Origin of the sequence: Sphaerimonospora mesophila (assembly GCF_001417795.1) — a bacterium.
Taxonomy (GTDB): Bacteria; Actinomycetota; Actinomycetes; order Streptosporangiales; family Streptosporangiaceae; genus Sphaerimonospora; species Sphaerimonospora mesophila.
In genome coordinates this window covers 1-15,842 of sequence record NZ_BCBX01000048.1, presented here as the reverse complement: position 1 = coordinate 15,842, position 15,842 = coordinate 1, and the positions used below count along the sequence as shown (strand labels likewise).

General features: G+C 67.1%; 19 protein-coding genes. All 19 read right to left on the bottom strand.

What is annotated here, in order from left to right; translation table 11 throughout:
- Positions 1-6: 6 nt before the first annotated feature.
- The 19 genes from rplE to AP234_RS28090 all read right to left on the bottom strand — a co-directional run bounded on the left by rplE (position 7) and on the right by AP234_RS28090 (position 15,819).
- Positions 7-576, bottom strand: a complete 570-nt coding sequence (gene rplE / locus AP234_RS28180; protein ID WP_055482783.1) for a 50S ribosomal protein L5 — start codon at positions 574-576, stop codon at positions 7-9.
- Entirely contained in the window at positions 576-884 is a 309-nt protein-coding gene (gene rplX / locus AP234_RS28175) for a 50S ribosomal protein L24 (RefSeq protein WP_083502524.1), read from the bottom strand. Before rplX ends, rplE begins: the two co-directional genes overlap by 1 nt.
- 8 nt (positions 885-892) lie before the next feature.
- Entirely contained in the window at positions 893-1,261 is a 369-nt protein-coding gene (gene rplN, locus AP234_RS28170) for a 50S ribosomal protein L14 (RefSeq protein WP_055482781.1), read from the bottom strand.
- A 186-nt stretch (positions 1,262-1,447) separates the two neighbouring features.
- Positions 1,448-1,750 (bottom strand): 30S ribosomal protein S17, encoded by a 303-nt coding sequence (gene rpsQ, locus AP234_RS28165; RefSeq protein ID WP_055482780.1) that lies wholly within the window; start codon positions 1,748-1,750, stop codon positions 1,448-1,450.
- Positions 1,743-1,979, bottom strand: coding sequence for a 50S ribosomal protein L29 (rpmC, locus tag AP234_RS28160; RefSeq protein ID WP_055482779.1), 237 nt, complete (start codon positions 1,977-1,979; stop codon positions 1,743-1,745). Before rpmC ends, rpsQ begins: the two co-directional genes overlap by 8 nt.
- Positions 1,979-2,398, bottom strand: coding sequence for a 50S ribosomal protein L16 (rplP, locus tag AP234_RS28155; protein WP_055482778.1), 420 nt, complete (start codon positions 2,396-2,398; stop codon positions 1,979-1,981). The genes rpmC and rplP overlap by 1 nt, the downstream gene beginning before the upstream one ends.
- A 2-nt stretch (positions 2,399-2,400) precedes the next feature.
- A complete protein-coding gene (rpsC, locus tag AP234_RS28150; RefSeq protein WP_055482777.1) occupies positions 2,401-3,285 on the bottom strand; it encodes a 30S ribosomal protein S3 in 885 nt (294 codons plus the stop codon).
- Complete coding sequence (rplV, locus tag AP234_RS28145) at positions 3,285-3,638, bottom strand: 50S ribosomal protein L22 (RefSeq protein ID WP_055482776.1); 354 nt, start codon at positions 3,636-3,638, stop codon at positions 3,285-3,287. Before rplV ends, rpsC begins: the two co-directional genes overlap by 1 nt.
- Positions 3,639-3,671: 33 nt before the next feature.
- Entirely contained in the window at positions 3,672-3,950 is a 279-nt protein-coding gene (gene rpsS, locus AP234_RS28140; RefSeq protein ID WP_055482775.1) for a 30S ribosomal protein S19, read from the bottom strand.
- Positions 3,951-3,961: 11 nt separating this feature from the next.
- A complete protein-coding gene (gene rplB / locus AP234_RS28135) occupies positions 3,962-4,798 on the bottom strand; it encodes a 50S ribosomal protein L2 (protein ID WP_055482774.1) in 837 nt (278 codons plus the stop codon).
- A 91-nt stretch (positions 4,799-4,889) separates the two neighbouring features.
- Entirely contained in the window at positions 4,890-5,192 is a 303-nt protein-coding gene (gene rplW / locus AP234_RS28130) for a 50S ribosomal protein L23 (protein ID WP_055482773.1), read from the bottom strand.
- Positions 5,192-5,839 carry a 50S ribosomal protein L4 gene (gene rplD, locus AP234_RS28125; RefSeq protein ID WP_055482772.1) on the bottom strand — a complete coding sequence of 216 codons (648 nt, stop codon included), beginning with the start codon at positions 5,837-5,839 and terminating at the stop codon, positions 5,192-5,194. The genes rplW and rplD overlap by 1 nt, the downstream gene beginning before the upstream one ends.
- Positions 5,836-6,492: a 50S ribosomal protein L3 gene (gene rplC / locus AP234_RS28120; protein WP_055482771.1), complete on the bottom strand. Its 657-nt coding sequence runs from the start codon at positions 6,490-6,492 to the stop codon at positions 5,836-5,838. The genes rplD and rplC overlap by 4 nt, the downstream gene beginning before the upstream one ends.
- A 13-nt stretch (positions 6,493-6,505) precedes the next feature.
- Positions 6,506-6,814, bottom strand: coding sequence for a 30S ribosomal protein S10 (gene rpsJ / locus AP234_RS28115; protein ID WP_012887830.1), 309 nt, complete (start codon positions 6,812-6,814; stop codon positions 6,506-6,508).
- Between the two features lie 260 nt (positions 6,815-7,074).
- Positions 7,075-8,268 (bottom strand): elongation factor Tu, encoded by a 1,194-nt coding sequence (gene tuf / locus AP234_RS28110; RefSeq protein WP_055482770.1) that lies wholly within the window; start codon positions 8,266-8,268, stop codon positions 7,075-7,077.
- A 117-nt stretch (positions 8,269-8,385) separates the two neighbouring features.
- A complete protein-coding gene (gene fusA, locus AP234_RS28105; RefSeq protein WP_055482887.1) occupies positions 8,386-10,434 on the bottom strand; it encodes an elongation factor G in 2,049 nt (682 codons plus the stop codon).
- An 84-nt stretch (positions 10,435-10,518) separates the two neighbouring features.
- Positions 10,519-10,989: a 30S ribosomal protein S7 gene (rpsG, locus tag AP234_RS28100; protein ID WP_055482769.1), complete on the bottom strand. Its 471-nt coding sequence runs from the start codon at positions 10,987-10,989 to the stop codon at positions 10,519-10,521.
- Position 10,990: 1 nt separating this feature from the next.
- Positions 10,991-11,365 (bottom strand): 30S ribosomal protein S12, encoded by a 375-nt coding sequence (gene rpsL, locus AP234_RS28095; RefSeq protein WP_055482768.1) that lies wholly within the window; start codon positions 11,363-11,365, stop codon positions 10,991-10,993.
- A 578-nt stretch (positions 11,366-11,943) separates the two neighbouring features.
- Positions 11,944-15,819: a DNA-directed RNA polymerase subunit beta' gene (locus AP234_RS28090; protein WP_055482767.1), complete on the bottom strand. Its 3,876-nt coding sequence runs from the start codon at positions 15,817-15,819 to the stop codon at positions 11,944-11,946.
- Positions 15,820-15,842 lie beyond the last annotated feature (23 nt).

Sequence of the window (15,842 nt, the reverse complement as noted above, 5' to 3'; positions counted from 1 at the left end):
TCTCCCTTACGCTTCCTTGAACGGGAAGCCGAGGTGCCTCAGCAGCGCCCGGCCCTGCTCGTCGTTCTTCGCGGTGGTCACGACCGTGATGTCCATGCCCCGCTGCCGGTCGACCTTGTCCTGGTCGACCTCGTGGAACATGACCTGCTCGGTGAGCCCGAAGGTGTAGTTGCCGTTGCCGTCGAACTGCTTCGGCGACAGGCCGCGGAAGTCCCGGATGCGGGGCAGCGCGAGCGAGAGCAGCCGGTCGAGGAACTCCCACATGCGGTCGCCGCGCAGCGTCACGTGCGCGCCGATCGGCATGCCCTCGCGCAGCTTGAACTGGGCGATGGACTTGCGGGCGCGGGCCACGGCGGGCTTCTGGCCGGTGATCGCGGTGAGGTCGCGTACGGCGCCCTCGATCAGCTTCGAGTCGCGAGCGGCCTCGCCGACGCCCATGTTCACCTTGATCTTGGTGATCGTGGGCACCTGCATGATGTTCTCGATGCCGAACTCCTCACGCAGCTTCGCGATGATCTCCTCGCGGTAGCGCTGCTTGAGGCGCGGAACGACGCGTTCTTCAGTCGTGGCGGTCATCAGTTGTCCTCACCCGTCTCGTCGGCGGCGTCGCTCTTCGCGGCGGCCTTCTTCTCGGGCTTGTCGGCCTTGTCCTCGTCCTTGAGCTTCTTCACGTTGCTCACGTGGATGGGGGCCTCCATGGTCCGCACGCCGCCCTCCTGAGCGCCGCGCGGGCCCTGGTGGGTCACCTTGGAGTGCTTCTTGATCATGTTGACGCCCTCGACCACCACACGCTCCTCGCGCGGGTAGGCGGCGATCACACGACCCTTGGCGCCCTTGTCCTTGCCGGCGATGACCTGGACGAGGTCACCCTTCTTCACATGCAGCTTCGGCATCACAGCACCTCCGGGGCGAGCGAGATGATGCGCATGAACTTCTTGTCACGCAGCTCCCGGCCCACGGGGCCGAAGATGCGGGTGCCCCTCGGGTCGCCGCTGTCCTTGATGATGACCGCCGCGTTCTCGTCGAAGCGGATGTAGGAGCCGTCGGGGCGGCGGCGCTCCTTGACGGTGCGCACCACGACAGCCTTGACAACGTCGCCCTTCTTCACGCCTCCGCCGGGAATGGCGTCTTTCACCGTGGCGACGATGATGTCGCCGATTCCCGCGTAGCGCCGACCGGAGCCGCCGAGAACACGGATGCAGAGGATCTCCTTCGCACCCGTGTTGTCGGCGACCTTGAGCCGCGACTCCTGCTGGATCACGTCAACTCCTGTTTGTCTCGCCGGTTCTCACCCTCGCGGGTGAGCCTGGCGGAACCGATGTGGTCTTGTTCCTCCGGCGACAGCCGTACGACCGCCGCCGCAGGCGGGCCGGGCGGGTGATCCGTCCGACCCCTTGGACACCGTCATGGGGGGTGGTCCGCCCACCCCCCACGAGGCGCGTTCGTGTTACTTGGCCTTCTCGAGGATCTCGACGATCCGCCAGCGCTTGGTGGCGGACATCGGCCGGGTCTCCATCAGGAGGACACGGTCGCCGACACCGCACGCGTTCTGCTCGTCGTGGGCCTTGTACTTGGTCGTCCGGCGGATGACCTTGCCGTACAGCGGGTGCTTGACGCGGTCCTCGACGGCGACGACGACGGTCTTGTCCATCTTGTCGCTCACCACGAGACCCTCACGGGTCTTGCGGTAGTTCCGCACGCTCTTGCGGCCGGTCTCGGTCGCCTCGGTTGCCTCAGTTGTCTCAGCCATCGCTCGACTCCTTCTCGACCGTGACGATGCCGAGCTCCCGCTCGCGCATCACGGTGTAGATACGGGCGATCTCGCGGCGGACGGCACGGAGCCGCCCGTGGCTCTCCAACTGGCCGGTCGCCGCCTGGAAGCGGAGGTTGAACAGCTCCTCCTTGGCTTCCTTCAGCTTCTGGACCAGGACGTCCTGATCCTCCACCCGCAGCTCAGCGGCGGTCAGACCCTTAGCCATCACGCCTCACCCACTTCACGCTTGACGAACCGGCACTTCATCGGGAGCTTGTGCATCGCGCGCCGCAGGGCCTCGCGGGCCACGGGCTCGGCGACACCGGACAGCTCGAACATGACGCGACCGGGCTTGACATTGGCGACCCACCACTCCGGCGAACCCTTACCGGAACCCATTCGGGTCTCGGCCGGCTTCTTCGTGAGCGGACGGTCCGGGAAGATGTTGATCCAGACCTTTCCACCACGGCGGATGTGCCGGGTCATGGCGATACGGGCAGCCTCGATCTGACGGTTCGTCACGTAGGCGTGCTCAAGCGCCTGAATGCCGAACTCGCCGAACGCGACCCTGGTGCCGCCCTTGGCGGCGCCGCTACGGTCGGGCCGGTGCTGCTTGCGGTGCTTGACCCTGCGCGGGATCAGCATGGTCAGCTCCCTTCAGCACCCGGCTGCTCCGCCGGGCCGGTCTCGGGGGCGGCCTGCACGGCCGCCTCACTCCTGGTTGCCTCGGTCCTGGCGCGGTCCCCACGGCCCGCACCGCCGCGGCGCGGACGGTCGCCACCGCGACGCGGGCGCTCGCCGCGCCGGTCCTCGCGGCGCTGACCCGCCCGGGCGCCGGCGGCAGCGGCGGCAGCCGCCTCACGCTCGGCGCGGCTGGTCGGGGCCTCGCCCTTGTAGATCCACACCTTCACGCCGATCCGGCCGAAGGTGGTGCGGGCCTCGAAGAAGCCGTAGTCGATGTCGGCGCGCAGCGTGTGCAGCGGCACCCGACCCTCACGGTAGAACTCCGAGCGCGACATCTCGGCGCCGCCCAGACGACCCGAGCACTGGACCCGGATGCCCTTGGCCCCGCTCTTCATCGCGGACTGCATCGCCTTGCGCATGGCCCGGCGGAACGACACACGGCTGGAGAGCTGCTCGGCCACGCCCTGCGCGACGAGCTGCGCGTCGATCTCGGGGTTCTTCACCTCGAGGATGTTGAGCTGGACCTGCTTCTTGGTCAGCTTCTCCAGGCTGCCCCGGATGCGGTCGGCCTCCGCGCCGCGGCGGCCGATGACGATGCCCGGCCGGGCGGTGTGGATGTCGACCTGGACCCGGTCGGTGGTGCGCTCGATCTCGATCTTCGAGACGCCGGCCCGCTCCAAGCCCTTCTCCCGGTCCGTGCCCTTCTGCAGCGTGCCCTTCAGCAGCAGGCGGCGGATCGCCACGTCCTCGGCGACGTACGACTTGTAGAGCTTGTCGGCGTACCACCGGCTCTTGAAGTCGGTCGTGATACCTAGGCGGAACCCGTGCGGGTTGACTTTCTGGCCCACTAGCGGGTCCTCCCCTTCGGCTCGCGGGACTCCACGATCACCGTGATGTGGCTCGTCCTCTTGTTGATCCGATAGGCGCGACCCTGGGCACGCGGGCGGAACCGCTTCAGCGTCGGCCCCTCGTCGACCCACGCGCGGCTCACGACCAGCGTGTCCCGGTCGAGCTTGAAATTGTGCTCGGCGTTCGCGATCGCGCTCGAGAGCACCTTGTAAACCGTCTCACTCGCCGACTGGGGAGCGAACTTCAGCACGGCCTGCGCCTCCGAAGCGGGCAGCCCGCGAATGAGGTCCACCACGCGGCGGGCCTTCCGGGGCGTGTGGCGCGCGTACCGCGCCTGTGCCCTGGCTTCCATCGCTGTCTCCTCTGATGCTTGCTTTGAAGGCGCTTACCGCCGGCTGCGGCGGTCTTCCTTGACGTGGCTGCGGAACGTCCGCGTCGGGGCGAACTCTCCGAGCTTGTGGCCGATCATCGACTCGGTGATGAAGACCGGAACGTGCTTGCGGCCGTCGTGCACGGCGATCGTGTGACCGATCATGTCCGGCACGATCATGGAACGCCGCGACCACGTCTTGATGACGTTCTTGGTGCCCTTCTCGTTCTGGGCGTCCACCTTCTTGATCAGGTGGCCGTCCACGAAGGGGCCCTTCTTGAGGCTACGTGGCATGTCGGCTGCTCCTACCGCTTCTTCCTCTTGCTCCGACGACGGATGATCAGCCGGTCGCTCGCCTTGTTCGACTGACGGGTGCGGCCCTCGGGCTTGCCCTTCGGGTTCACCGGGTGGCGACCGCCGGAGGTCTTGCCCTCACCACCACCGTGCGGGTGGTCGACCGGGTTCATGGCGACACCGCGGACCGAGGGGCGCTTGCCCTTCCACCGGTTGCGGCCCGCCTTGCCGATGCTGATGTTGGCCTGCTCGGTGTTGCCGACCTGGCCCACCGAGGCCCGGCACCGCACGTCGACCTGGCGCATCTCGCCGGACGGCATGCGCAGCGTGGCGTAGTTGCCCTCCTTGGCGAGGAGCTGGATCTGCGCGCCGGCGCTGCGGCCCAGCTTGGCGCCACCGCCCGGACGGAGCTCCACCGCGTGGATGAAAGTACCGGTGGGGATGTTGCGCAGCGGCAGGCAGTTGCCCGGCTTGATGTCGGCGCCGGGACCGTTCTCGACACGATCCCCCTGCTTGAGACCGACCGGCGCGATGATGTACCGCTTCTCGCCGTCGGCGTAGTGGAGCAGCGCGATGCGGGACGTCCGGTTCGGGTCGTACTCGATGTGTGCGACCTTGGCCGGGATCCCGTCCTTGTCGTGGCGGCGGAAGTCGATGATCCGGTAGGCGCGCTTGTGCCCGCCTCCCTGGTGCCGGGCCGTCACCCGGCCATGCACGTTACGGCCGCCCTTGTTGTGCAGGGGGGCAAGCAGCGACTTCTCCGGGGTGCTGCGCGTGAGCTCGGAGAAGTCCGAGACGCTCGCGCCGCGACGACCCGGGGTCGTCGGCTTGTACTTACGGATGCCCATCTCTTTCGTTCATCCTTTGTCGGTTCGTACCGGTCGGGGTCCGCCTCACGGCGGTCCCCCCGGCGCTGACATAAGTGGCGATCCCGCCGCGTTAGCCGATCTGACCGAAGATGTCGATCCGCTCACCCTCGGCCAGGCTCACGATCGCGCGCTTGGTGTTGGGACGCTGCCCATAGCCGTGCCGGGTCCGCTTGCGCTTACCCTGCCGGTTGATCGTGTTCACGCCGGTCACCTTGACCCCGAAGATCTGCTCAACGGCGATCTTCACCTGGGTCTTGTTCGCGTCCTTGCGCACCAGGAACGTGTACTGGTTGTGCTCGTCGATCAGACCGTAGCTCTTCTCGGAGACGATCGGCTTGACGATGATGTCGCGCGGGTCGGTGATCTTCTCCATCAGGCCTCTTCCTTCCCGCTGTTCGCCAGCCGGGCCACGACCTGGTCGTACGCCTCGCGGGTGAAGACCACGTCGTCGCTGCAGAGCACGTCGTAGGTGTTGAGCTGGCCCGCCTCCAGGAGGTGGACCTCGGGCACGTTGCGCAGGCTCAGCCAGGTGACCTCGTCCTGCGCGTCGAGGACGACCAGCACCCGGCGGGCCTGGGTCACCTTGCGCAGCGCCTCCATGGCCACCTTGGTCTTGGGCGTCTCACCGGTGATCAGGTTGGTCACCACGTGGACACGACCGCCGCCCGCCCGGTCGGACAGGGCGCCGCGCAGCGCGGCCGCCTTCATCTTCTTGGGCGTCCGCTGGTCGTACGAGCGCGGCTTCGGGCCGTGCACGATGCCGCCGCCGGTGAACTGCGGCGCACGGGTCGAGCCCTGGCGGGCGCGGCCGGTGCCCTTCTGGCGGTACGGCTTCTTGCCACCGCCGCGGACCTCGCCGCGGGTCTTGGTGGAGTGGGTCCCCTGCCGGGCCGCGGCGAGCTGCGCGACCACGACCTGGTGGATCAGCGGCACGTTGACCTTGGCGCCGAAGATCTCCGCGGGCAGGTCCACGGAGTCCGTCTTGGCACCGGTCGCGTCGAGGACGTCAATGCTGGTCATTTGGCAGCAACCCCCTTCTTGGCGGCGGTGCGGATGAGGACGAGGCTGCCGTTGGGGCCGGGGATAGCACCCTTGATCAGGATGATGTTCTTCTCGGCGTCCACGGCGTGGACCTTGAGGCTCTGGATGGTCGTGCGGGCGTTGCCCATCCGGCCGGCCATGCGCAGGCCCTTGAAGACGCGGCCCGGGGTGGCGCAGCCGCCGATGGAGCCCGGCGAACGGTGCTTGCGCTGGGTACCGTGCGAAGCGGCCAGACCACGGAAGTTGTGGCGCTTCATGACACCCGCGTAGCCCTTGCCCTTGCTCTTGCCGGTGACGTCCACGTACTGCCCGGCCTCGAAGGTGTCGGCGAGGATCTCCTGACCGAGCGTGTACTCGGAGGCGTCGTCCGTCCGGACCTCGACGAAGTAGCGCCGGGGCGTGATGTCGTGCTTGCGCAGGTAGTCACCGAGCGGCTTGTTCACCTTGCGCGGGTCGATCTGCCCGTAACCGAGCTGAATCGCGGAGTAGCCGTCCTTCTCAGGAGTGCGAACCCGGGTCACCACGCACGGACCGGCCTCGACGACGGTCACCGGGACCACCCGGTTCGCCTCGTCGAAGACCTGGGTCATGCCGAGCTTCTTGCCCAGGACGCCCTTGATCTGCTTAGCCATGTCAGTGCGTTCCTTAGAGCTTGATCGAGATGTCGACGCCGGCAGGCAGGTCGAGGCGCATGAGCGAGTCGACCGTCTTCGGCGTGGGGTCGATGATGTCAATCAGCCGCTTGTGGGTGCGCATCTCAAAGTGCTCACGGCTGTCCTTGTACTTGTGCGGCGACCGGATGACGCAGTACACGTTCTTCTCGGTCGGCAGCGGCACCGGGCCAGCGACCTTGGCGCCGGTCCGCGTCACCGTCTCGACGATCTTCTTGGCCGAGCTGTCGATGACCTCGTGGTCATACGCCTTGAGCCGGATGCGGATCTTCTGTCCCGCCATGATGGCCTCGGTGTCCTTCGCTGTCGTCGTATAAAGCTTCACGCGGCCGATAGGTCACAGTGCCTACGCCGCAGGTCTTCCCACCCAGCCGAACCGTGATCTGGCAGCGGACTCGGCCGGTGGCCGAGACGACTGCGAGATCACGGTGTCGCCGCCCGTGGGCGGGGCCGGCTGGCGGCCCCTCCGCGGTGCGGCGGTCAGGCCCGGGTCGTGTCCTCGGACACTCCTCCGGCGGTCCCGACCGCCGCCCAGCGATGGTACTACTTGATGATCTTCGTCACGCGACCGGCGCCGACGGTGCGGCCACCCTCGCGGATCGCGAACTTCAGACCCTCTTCCATGGCGATCGGCTGGATGAGCTCGACGCGCATCTCCGTGTTGTCGCCCGGCATGACCATCTCGGTGCCCTCGGGGAGGTTCACCACGCCGGTCACGTCGGTCGTACGGAAGTAGAACTGAGGACGGTAGTTGTTGAAGAACGGCGTGTGGCGGCCGCCCTCGTCCTTGTTCAGGATGTAGACCTGCGCCTCGAACTCGGTGTGCGGGGTGGTCGTGCCCGGCTTGATGACACACTGACCGCGCTCGACGTCCTCACGCTTGATGCCACGCAGGAGCAGACCGACGTTGTCACCGGCCTGGCCCTCGTCGAGGAGCTTGCGGAACATCTCGACGCCGGTGACGGTCGTCGAGGTGCCCTTCTCCTTGATGCCGATGATGTCGACGACCTCGTTGACCTTGACGATGCCGCGCTCGATACGGCCGGTGACGACGGTGCCGCGACCGGTGATCGAGAAGACGTCCTCGATCGGCATCAGGAACGGCTTGTCGGTGTCACGGACCGGCTCGGGAACGTTGTCGTCGACCGCGGTCATGAGCTCGACGATGGCGTCGCCCCACTTCTCGTCGCCCTCGAGCGCCTTCAGCGCCGAGACGCGGATGACCGGCACGTCGTCGCCCGGGAACTCCTGGGCGGACAGCAGCTCGCGGACCTCGAGCTCGACGAGCTCCAGGATCTCCTCGTCGTCGACCATGTCCGACTTGTTGAGCGCCACGACGATGTAGGGAACGCCGACCTGGCGGGCCAGGAGGACGTGCTCCTTCGTCTGCGGCATCGGGCCGTCGGTCGCCGCGACCACCAGGATCGCACCGTCCATCTGGGCGGCACCGGTGATCATGTTCTTCACGTAGTCGGCGTGACCGGGGCAGTCCACGTGGGCGTAGTGGCGCTTCTCGGTCTGGTACTCCACGTGCGAAATGGAGATGGTGATACCGCGAGCCTTCTCCTCGGGCGCCTTGTCGATCTTGTCGAACGGGGTCGCCTCGTTGAGGTGCGGGAAACGGTCGTGAAGCACCTTGGTGATCGCCGCGGTCAGAGTGGTCTTGCCGTGGTCGATGTGCCCAATGGTGCCGATGTTCACGTGCGGCTTGTTCCGCTCGAACTTGGCCTTGGCCACTGGTCTGTCTCCTTAGAGATTCTGACTTGACTTGCGTCTTCTAACTCAGGCTCCGTATGGCGGGGCACCGGCGAAGGTGCTCCGCCATACGTGGCGGACTCGCGTCCCGAGCGAAACTTATTCGCCCCGAGCCTTCGCGACGATCTCCTTGGCGATGCCCGGAGGCACCTCCGCGTAGGAGTCGAACTGCATGCTGTAGACGGCCCGGCCCTGGGTCCTGCTGCGCAGGTCGCCCACGTAACCGAACATCTCTGACAGCGGGACGAGGGCCTGGATGACCTTGGCCCCGGTCCGGTCTTCCATTGCCTGGATCTGTCCGCGGCGTCCGTTGAGGTCACCGATGACGTCACCCATGTAATCCTCGGGCGTGATGACCTCAACGGCCATCATCGGCTCGAGGAGAACGGCGTCCGCCTTCCGAGCGGCCTCCTTGAAGGCCATCGAACCAGCGATCTTGAAAGCCATTTCGGACGAGTCGACCTCGTGGTACGCACCGTCCAGGAGGGTGACCTTGACCCCCACCATCGGGTAGCCGGCGAGCACACCGAACTCGGCGGCCTCCTGGCAGCCCGCGTCCACCGACGGGATGTACTCCCGCGGGATGCGGCCACCGGTGACCTTGTTCTCGAACTCGTACCCGTCGTTGCCCTCGCCCAGCGGCTCGAGCGCGATGATCACACGACCGAACTGACCGGAACCACCGGTCTGCTTCTTGTGCGTGTACTCGACCTTCTCCACCTTCCGGCGGATGGTCTCGCGGTAGGCGACCTGCGGGCGGCCGACGTTGGCCTCGACCTTGAACTCGCGGCGCATCCGGTCGACGAAGACCTCCAGGTGGAGCTCGCCCATTCCCCAGATGACCGTCTGCCCGGTCTCCTCGTCGCGGCGAACCTGGAAGGACGGGTCCTCCTCGGTCAGGCGCTGGATCGCGGTGCCCAACTTCTCCTGGTCGCCCTTGGTCTTGGGCTCGATGGCCACGTTGATGACCGGGGCGGGGAAGTTCATCGACTCGAGGATCACCTGGTTCGCCGGGTCGCTGAGCGTGTCACCGGTGGTGGTGTCCTTCAGGCCCATGACGGCGACGATCTGACCGGCGGACGCGGACGAGCGCTCCTCGCGCTTGTTCGCGTGCATCTGGTAGATCTTGCCGATCCGCTCCTTCTTACCCTTGGTCGAGTTGACGACCCCGGTGCCGGCGTCGATCTTGCCCGAGTAGACGCGGATGTAGGTGAGCTTGCCCAGGTGCGGGTCGCTCATGATCTTGAAGGCGAGCGCGGAGAACGGCTCGGCCGGGTCGGCGTGCCGCTCGACGACCTTCTCCTCGTTGCCGGGGGCGTGCCCGTCTATGGCGGGAATGTCGATCGGCGCCGGCAGGTAGGCCACGATCGCGTCGAGCAGGGGCTGCACGCCCTTGTTCTTGAACGCGGTGCCGCACAGGACCGGGTTGACCGCACCCTTGATGGTGGCGCGGCGGATGGCCGCGACCAGCTGCTCCTCGCTGGGCTCGATGCCCTCGAGGAACAGCTCCATCAGCTCGTCGTCGTTCTCGGCGACGGTCTCGACCAGCTTGTCGCGCCACTCACGGGCCGCGTCGGCGTGGTCGGCCGGGACGTCGACGGTGTCGTACATCTCGCCCTTGGCCGCCTCGGCGCTCCAGATCAGGCCCTTCATCCTCACCAGGTCGATGACGCCCTTGAACTCGGCCTCGACACCCCAGGGGAGCTGAACGACCAGCGGCGTCGCGCCCAGCCGGGACACGATCATGTCGACACAGCGGTGGAACTCCGCGCCGACCCGGTCCATCTTGTTCACGAAGCAGATGCGGGGCACGCCGTACCGGTCGGCCTGCCGCCAGACCGTCTCCGACTGCGGCTCCACGCCGGCGACCGCGTCGAACACCGCGACGGCGCCGTCGAGGACGCGGAGCGAGCGCTCCACCTCGATGGTGAAGTCCACGTGACCGGGAGTGTCGATGATGTTGATCGTGTGATCAAGCCAGCTACAGGTGGTCGCGGCAGACGTGATCGTGATGCCGCGCTCCTGCTCCTGTTCCATCCAGTCCATGGTGGCGGCGCCCTCATGGGTTTCACCGAGCTTGTAGTTGATGCCGGTGTAGAACAGGATGCGCTCAGTCGTCGTGGTCTTGCCCGCGTCGATGTGGGCCATGATCCCGATGTTGCGGACCTTGGCCAGGTCAAGAGCGGTCGTGGTGGCCACTTCTCTCGCGTCCTAACTCGTCGTAGTTGCCTACTACCAGCGGTAGTGGGCGAAAGCCTTGTTGGACTCGGCCATCTTGTGCGTGTCCTCGCGCCGCTTCACGCTGGCGCCGAGGCCGTTGCTCGCGTCGAGCAGCTCGTTCATGAGGCGCTCGGTCATGGTCTTCTCGCGGCGCGCCCGCGCGTACTGGACGATCCACCGCAGGGCCAGGGTGGTGCTGCGCGACGCGCGCACCTCGACCGGCACCTGGTAGGTCGCGCCACCGACACGACGGCTGCGGACCTCGAGGGTGGGCTTGACGTTGTCCAGAGCCCGCTTGAGCGTGACGACCGGGTCGTTGCCCGTCTTCTCCCGGCAGCCGTCGAGGGCGCCGTAGACGATCGACTGGGCGATGGAGCGCTTGCCGTCCAGGAGAACCTTGTTGATCAGCGCGGTGACCAGCGGTGAGTTGTGCACCGGGTCGGCGATCAACTGGCGGCGGCCAGGGGAACCCTTGCGCGGCATGTCAGCTCTTCTCCTTCTTCGCGCCGTAACGGCTGCGGGCCTGCTTGCGGTTGCGGACACCCTGAGCGTCGAGCGCCCCACGGACGATCTTGTAACGAACGCCCGGCAAGTCCTTCACACGACCGCCACGCACGAGCACGATGGAGTGCTCCTGAAGGTTGTGCCCAACGCCCGGGATATATGCGGTGACCTCGATGCCGCTGGTGAGGCGGACACGCGCCACCTTGCGCAGGGCGGAGTTGGGCTTCTTGGGAGTCGTAGTGTAGACGCGCACGCAGTGGCCCCGGAGCTGCGGACTTCCCTTCAGCGCCGGTGTCTTCGTCTTCGTTACCTTGTCCTGTCGGCCCTTACGGACCAACTGCTGGATAGTAGGCACTACGTCTCCATTTCGCGCCTTGGCCGGTGCTACGTCGTTGTCGGTTCGAGGTCTCTCGGCCACGCTCGGCCCAGTTTCTTCGCCCGACTGTGCTTTTTCGCAGGTACTGCCGGTGTCATGACCTGCTGGTCTTCCTCGCCCTCCGACCCACGCGCTCGGGCGTGTCGCGGACTGGCCGTATCACACCCGGGCGGACCCGGTCGATCTGGAGGAATCACGCGGCGCCTACACCCGTCTCCCGCGTGGGGAGAAGGCTCTCGAGCACACGCATGCGAGCCCACGAACCATGGGCACGAAGGACAACACTACCCAGGCAGACGCGAGTCGTCAAAACGAACGCGCCTGGGCCGACATTGTCCGTACCCCGGCTCCGACGGCCCGCTTCCACGCGGGCCGCACATAAGACTCTCGCCGATTCTACCGGTACGGACCCGGTTCCGATGCCAGGAATGCGGAAACGCCCGGAGTGGCGGACCACTCCGGGCGTTTCCCATCGACCTAAGTCGTGTTCAAAAGCATGTCCCGCCGTGCGCGGCCCGGCTGGGCCCCGCGACGGACACCGCTTTTCTCGACACTCCCTAACGGCCGTACTGGCCGAAGTCGTACTCCTCCAGCGGGACGGCCTCGCCGCTGCCGGCGCCGAACGTGTAGTCCGCCGCCGAGCCGTCGTAACCGCCCACGGTGTACATCGCGGCCTTCGCCTCCTCGGTCGGCTCCACCCGGATGTTGCGGTACTGCGGCATGCCCGTACCGGCCGGGATGAGCTTTCCGATGATGACGTTCTCCTTGAGGCCGAGCAGCGAGTCCGACTTGGCGTGGATCGCCGCGTCGGTGAGCACCCGCGTCGTCTCCTGGAAGGACGCCGCCGACAGCCACGACTCGGTGGCCAGCGACGCCTTCGTGATGCCCATCAGCACCGGACGGCCGGCGGCGGGCTGGCCGCCCTCCGCCACGGTCTGGCGGTTCATGGCCTCGAAGCGCGGCCGCTCGACGAGCTCACCGGGCAGCAGCTCGGTGTCACCCGACTCGAGCACGTTCACCCGCTTGAGCATCTGCCGGACGATGACCTCGATGTGCTTGTCGTGGATCGACACACCCTGCGAGCGGTAGACCTGCTGCACCTCGTCGACCAGGTGGAGCTGGACGGCACGCGGGCCGAGGATGCGCAGAACCTCGTTCGGGTTGCGGGCACCCGCGACGAGCAGCTGGCCGACCTCGACGTGCTGCCCCTCCGAGACGAGCAGCCGAGCCCGCATCGAGACCGGGTAGGCCACCTCGTCGGAGCCGTCGTCCGGCGTGATGACGACCTTGCGCGTCTTGTCGGTCTCGTCGATCCGCACCCGACCGGCGACCTCGCTGATCGGGGCCACACCCTTGGGGATGCGGGCCTCGAAGAGCTCGGTGACTCGCGGCAGACCGTGGGTGATGTCCGCACCCGCCACACCACCGGTGTGGAAGGTACGCATGGTCAGCTGCGTGCCCGGCTCACCGATCGACTGGGCGGCGATGATGCCGACGGCCTCGCCGACGTCGACGAGCTTGCCGGTGGCCAGCGAACGGCCGTAGCACATCGCGCAGACACCGATCTTGGCCTCGCACACGAGTGTGCTGCGGGTCCTGACCGTCTCGACGCCGGCCGCGACGAGCGCGGTGACCACGGCGTCGTTGATGTCGGTGCCCCTCGATGCGACCAGCTTGCCGTCCGCCTCGACGTCCTCGGCCAGGATCCGGCCGTGCACGTTGCTCTCGGCGTTCTCCGCCTTGACCAGGTTGCCCTGGAAGTCGCGCTCGCCCACCCGCAGCGGGACGGCCCTGTCGGTGCCGCAGTCGATCTCCCGGACGATGACGTCCTGGGCCACGTCGACCAGACGACGGGTCAGGTAACCGGAGTCGGCGGTCCGCAGCGCGGTGTCCGCCAGACCCTTCCGCTGACCGTGGGTGGAGATGAAGTACTCCAGCACCGACAGGCCCTCGCGGAAGGAGGACTTGATCGGCCGCGGGATCGTCTCACCCTTGGTGTTGGACACCAGGCCGCGGATGCCGGCGATCTGCCGGACCTGCATCTTGTTACCGCGGGCGCCGGAGTTGACCATCATCCACACCGGGTTGGTGGCCGGGAAGGCGTTGACCATGTCGGTCTCGACGTCCGCCGTGGCGTGCGTCCAGATCTCGATGAGCTCCTGACGGCGCTCCTCGTCGGTGATCAGACCGCGGTCGTACTCGCGCTGGACCTTGTCGGCCCGCCGCTCGTACGAATCCATGATCTCCGCCTTGTTGGGCGGCGCCACGACGTCCTCGATGGAGATGGTGACACCGGCGCGGGTGGCCCAGTAGAACCCGGTGTCCTTGAGCGCGTCGAGCGCGTTGGCGACCTCCACCTTCCGGTACCGCTCGGCCAGCTCGTTCACGATTCCGGAGAGCTGCTTCTTGCCGACCTGGTAGTCCACGAAGGGGTAGTTGTCGGGCAGCGTCTGGTTGAACAGGCACCGGCCCAGCGTGGTCTCCAGCCGGAACGGCTGTCCGGCCTCCCAGCCCTCGGGCGCCTCCCAGCCGCGCGGCGGCGGGAAGTCCTTCATCCTGATCTGGACCCTGGCCTGTACGTCCAACTCGCGACGGTCGAACGCCATGAGCGCCTCGGCCACGGACGAGAACACCCGGCCGGCACCCAGCGCGTCCTCCTTCTCCGTGGTCAGCCAGTACAGCCCGATGACCATGTCCTGGGTGGGCATCGTCACCGGCTTGCCGTCCGCCGGCTTGAGGATGTTGTTGGTGGACAGCATCAGGATGCGCGCCTCGGCCTGGGCCTCGGCGGACAGCGGCAGGTGCACGGCCATCTGGTCGCCGTCGAAGTCCGCGTTGAAAGCGGTGCAGACCAGCGGGTGGATCTGGATGGCCTTGCCCTCGACGAGCTGCGGCTCGAACGCCTGGATGCCCAGGCGGTGCAGCGTGGGCGCGCGGTTGAGCAGCACCGGGTGCTCGGTGATGACCTCTTCCAGCACGTCCCACACGACCGGGCGGGCCCGCTCGACCATGCGCTTGGCCGACTTGATGTTCTGCGCGTGGTTCAGGTCCACCAGGCGCTTCATCACGAACGGCTTGAACAGCTCCAGCGCCATCTGCTTGGGCAGGCCGCACTGGTGCAGCTTGAGCTGCGGGCCGACGACGATGACGGAACGGCCGGAGTAGTCGACTCGCTTGCCCAGCAGGTTCTGCCGGAAGCGGCCCTGCTTACCCTTCAGCATGTCGCTGAGGGACTTCAGCGGGCGGTTGCCCGGGCCCGTGACCGGACGTCCGCGGCGGCCGTTGTCGAACAGCGCGTCGACGGCCTCCTGCAGCATCCGCTTCTCGTTGTTCACGATGATCTCGGGCGCGCCGAGGTCGAGCAGCCGCTTGAGGCGGTTGTTCCGGTTGATGACGCGGCGGTAGAGGTCGTTCAGGTCGGAGGTCGCGAACCGGCCACCGTCGAGCTGCACCATCGGGCGCAGGTCCGGCGGGATGACCGGAATGCAGTCCAGCACCATGCCGCTGGGCGAGTTCCGCGTGTTGAGGAACGCCGCCACGACCTTGAGCCGCTTGAGCGCACGGGCCTTCTTCTGGCCCTTGCCGCTGCGGATGGTCTCGCGCAGGTTCTCCGCCTCGGCCTCCAGGTCGAAGCTGCTCAGCCGCTCCTGGATCGCCTGGGCGCCCATGCCCCCGCGGAAGTAGCGGCCGAAGCGGTCGCGCATCTCCCGGTAGAGCAGCTCGTCGCCCTCGAGGTCCTGAACCTTGAGGTTCTTGAACCGGCTCCAGACCTCCTCCAGCCGGTCCAGCTCGCGCTGGGCCCGGTCGCGGAGCTGACGCATCTCGCGGTCGGCGCCCTCGCGCACCTTGCGGCGGGCGTCGCCCTTGGCACCGGCCGCCTCCAGCTCGGCCAGGTCGGCCTCGAGCTTCTTCTGGCGGGCCTCGATGTCGGCGTCGCGGCGCTGCTCGATGTGCTGCCGCTCGACGGAGATCTTGGCCTCCAGCGACGGCAGGTCACGCTCACGCATCTCGGTGTCGACATGCGTGATCATGTAGGCCGCGAAGTAGATGACCTTCTCCAGGTCCTTCGGGGCCAGGTCGAGCAGGTAACCCAGGCGCGAAGGAACGCCCTTGAAGTACCAGATGTGGGTGACGGGAGCGGCCAGCTCGATGTGGCCCATCCGCTCGCGGCGCACCTTGGCACGGGTGACCTCGACGCCGCAGCGCTCACAGATGATGCCCTTGAAGCGGACCCGCTTGTACTTACCGCAGTAGCACTCCCAGTCCCGGGTCGGGCCGAAGATCTTCTCGCAGAAGAGCCCGTCCTTTTCCGGCTTGAGAGTCCGGTAGTTGATGGTCTCCGGCTTCTTCACTTCGCCGTGCGACCACTGGCGGATGTCGTCGGCGGTCGCCAGACCGATGCGCAGCTCGTCGAAGAAGTTGACGTCCAGCACTTTTTGTCCCCTCAGCTTTTAGA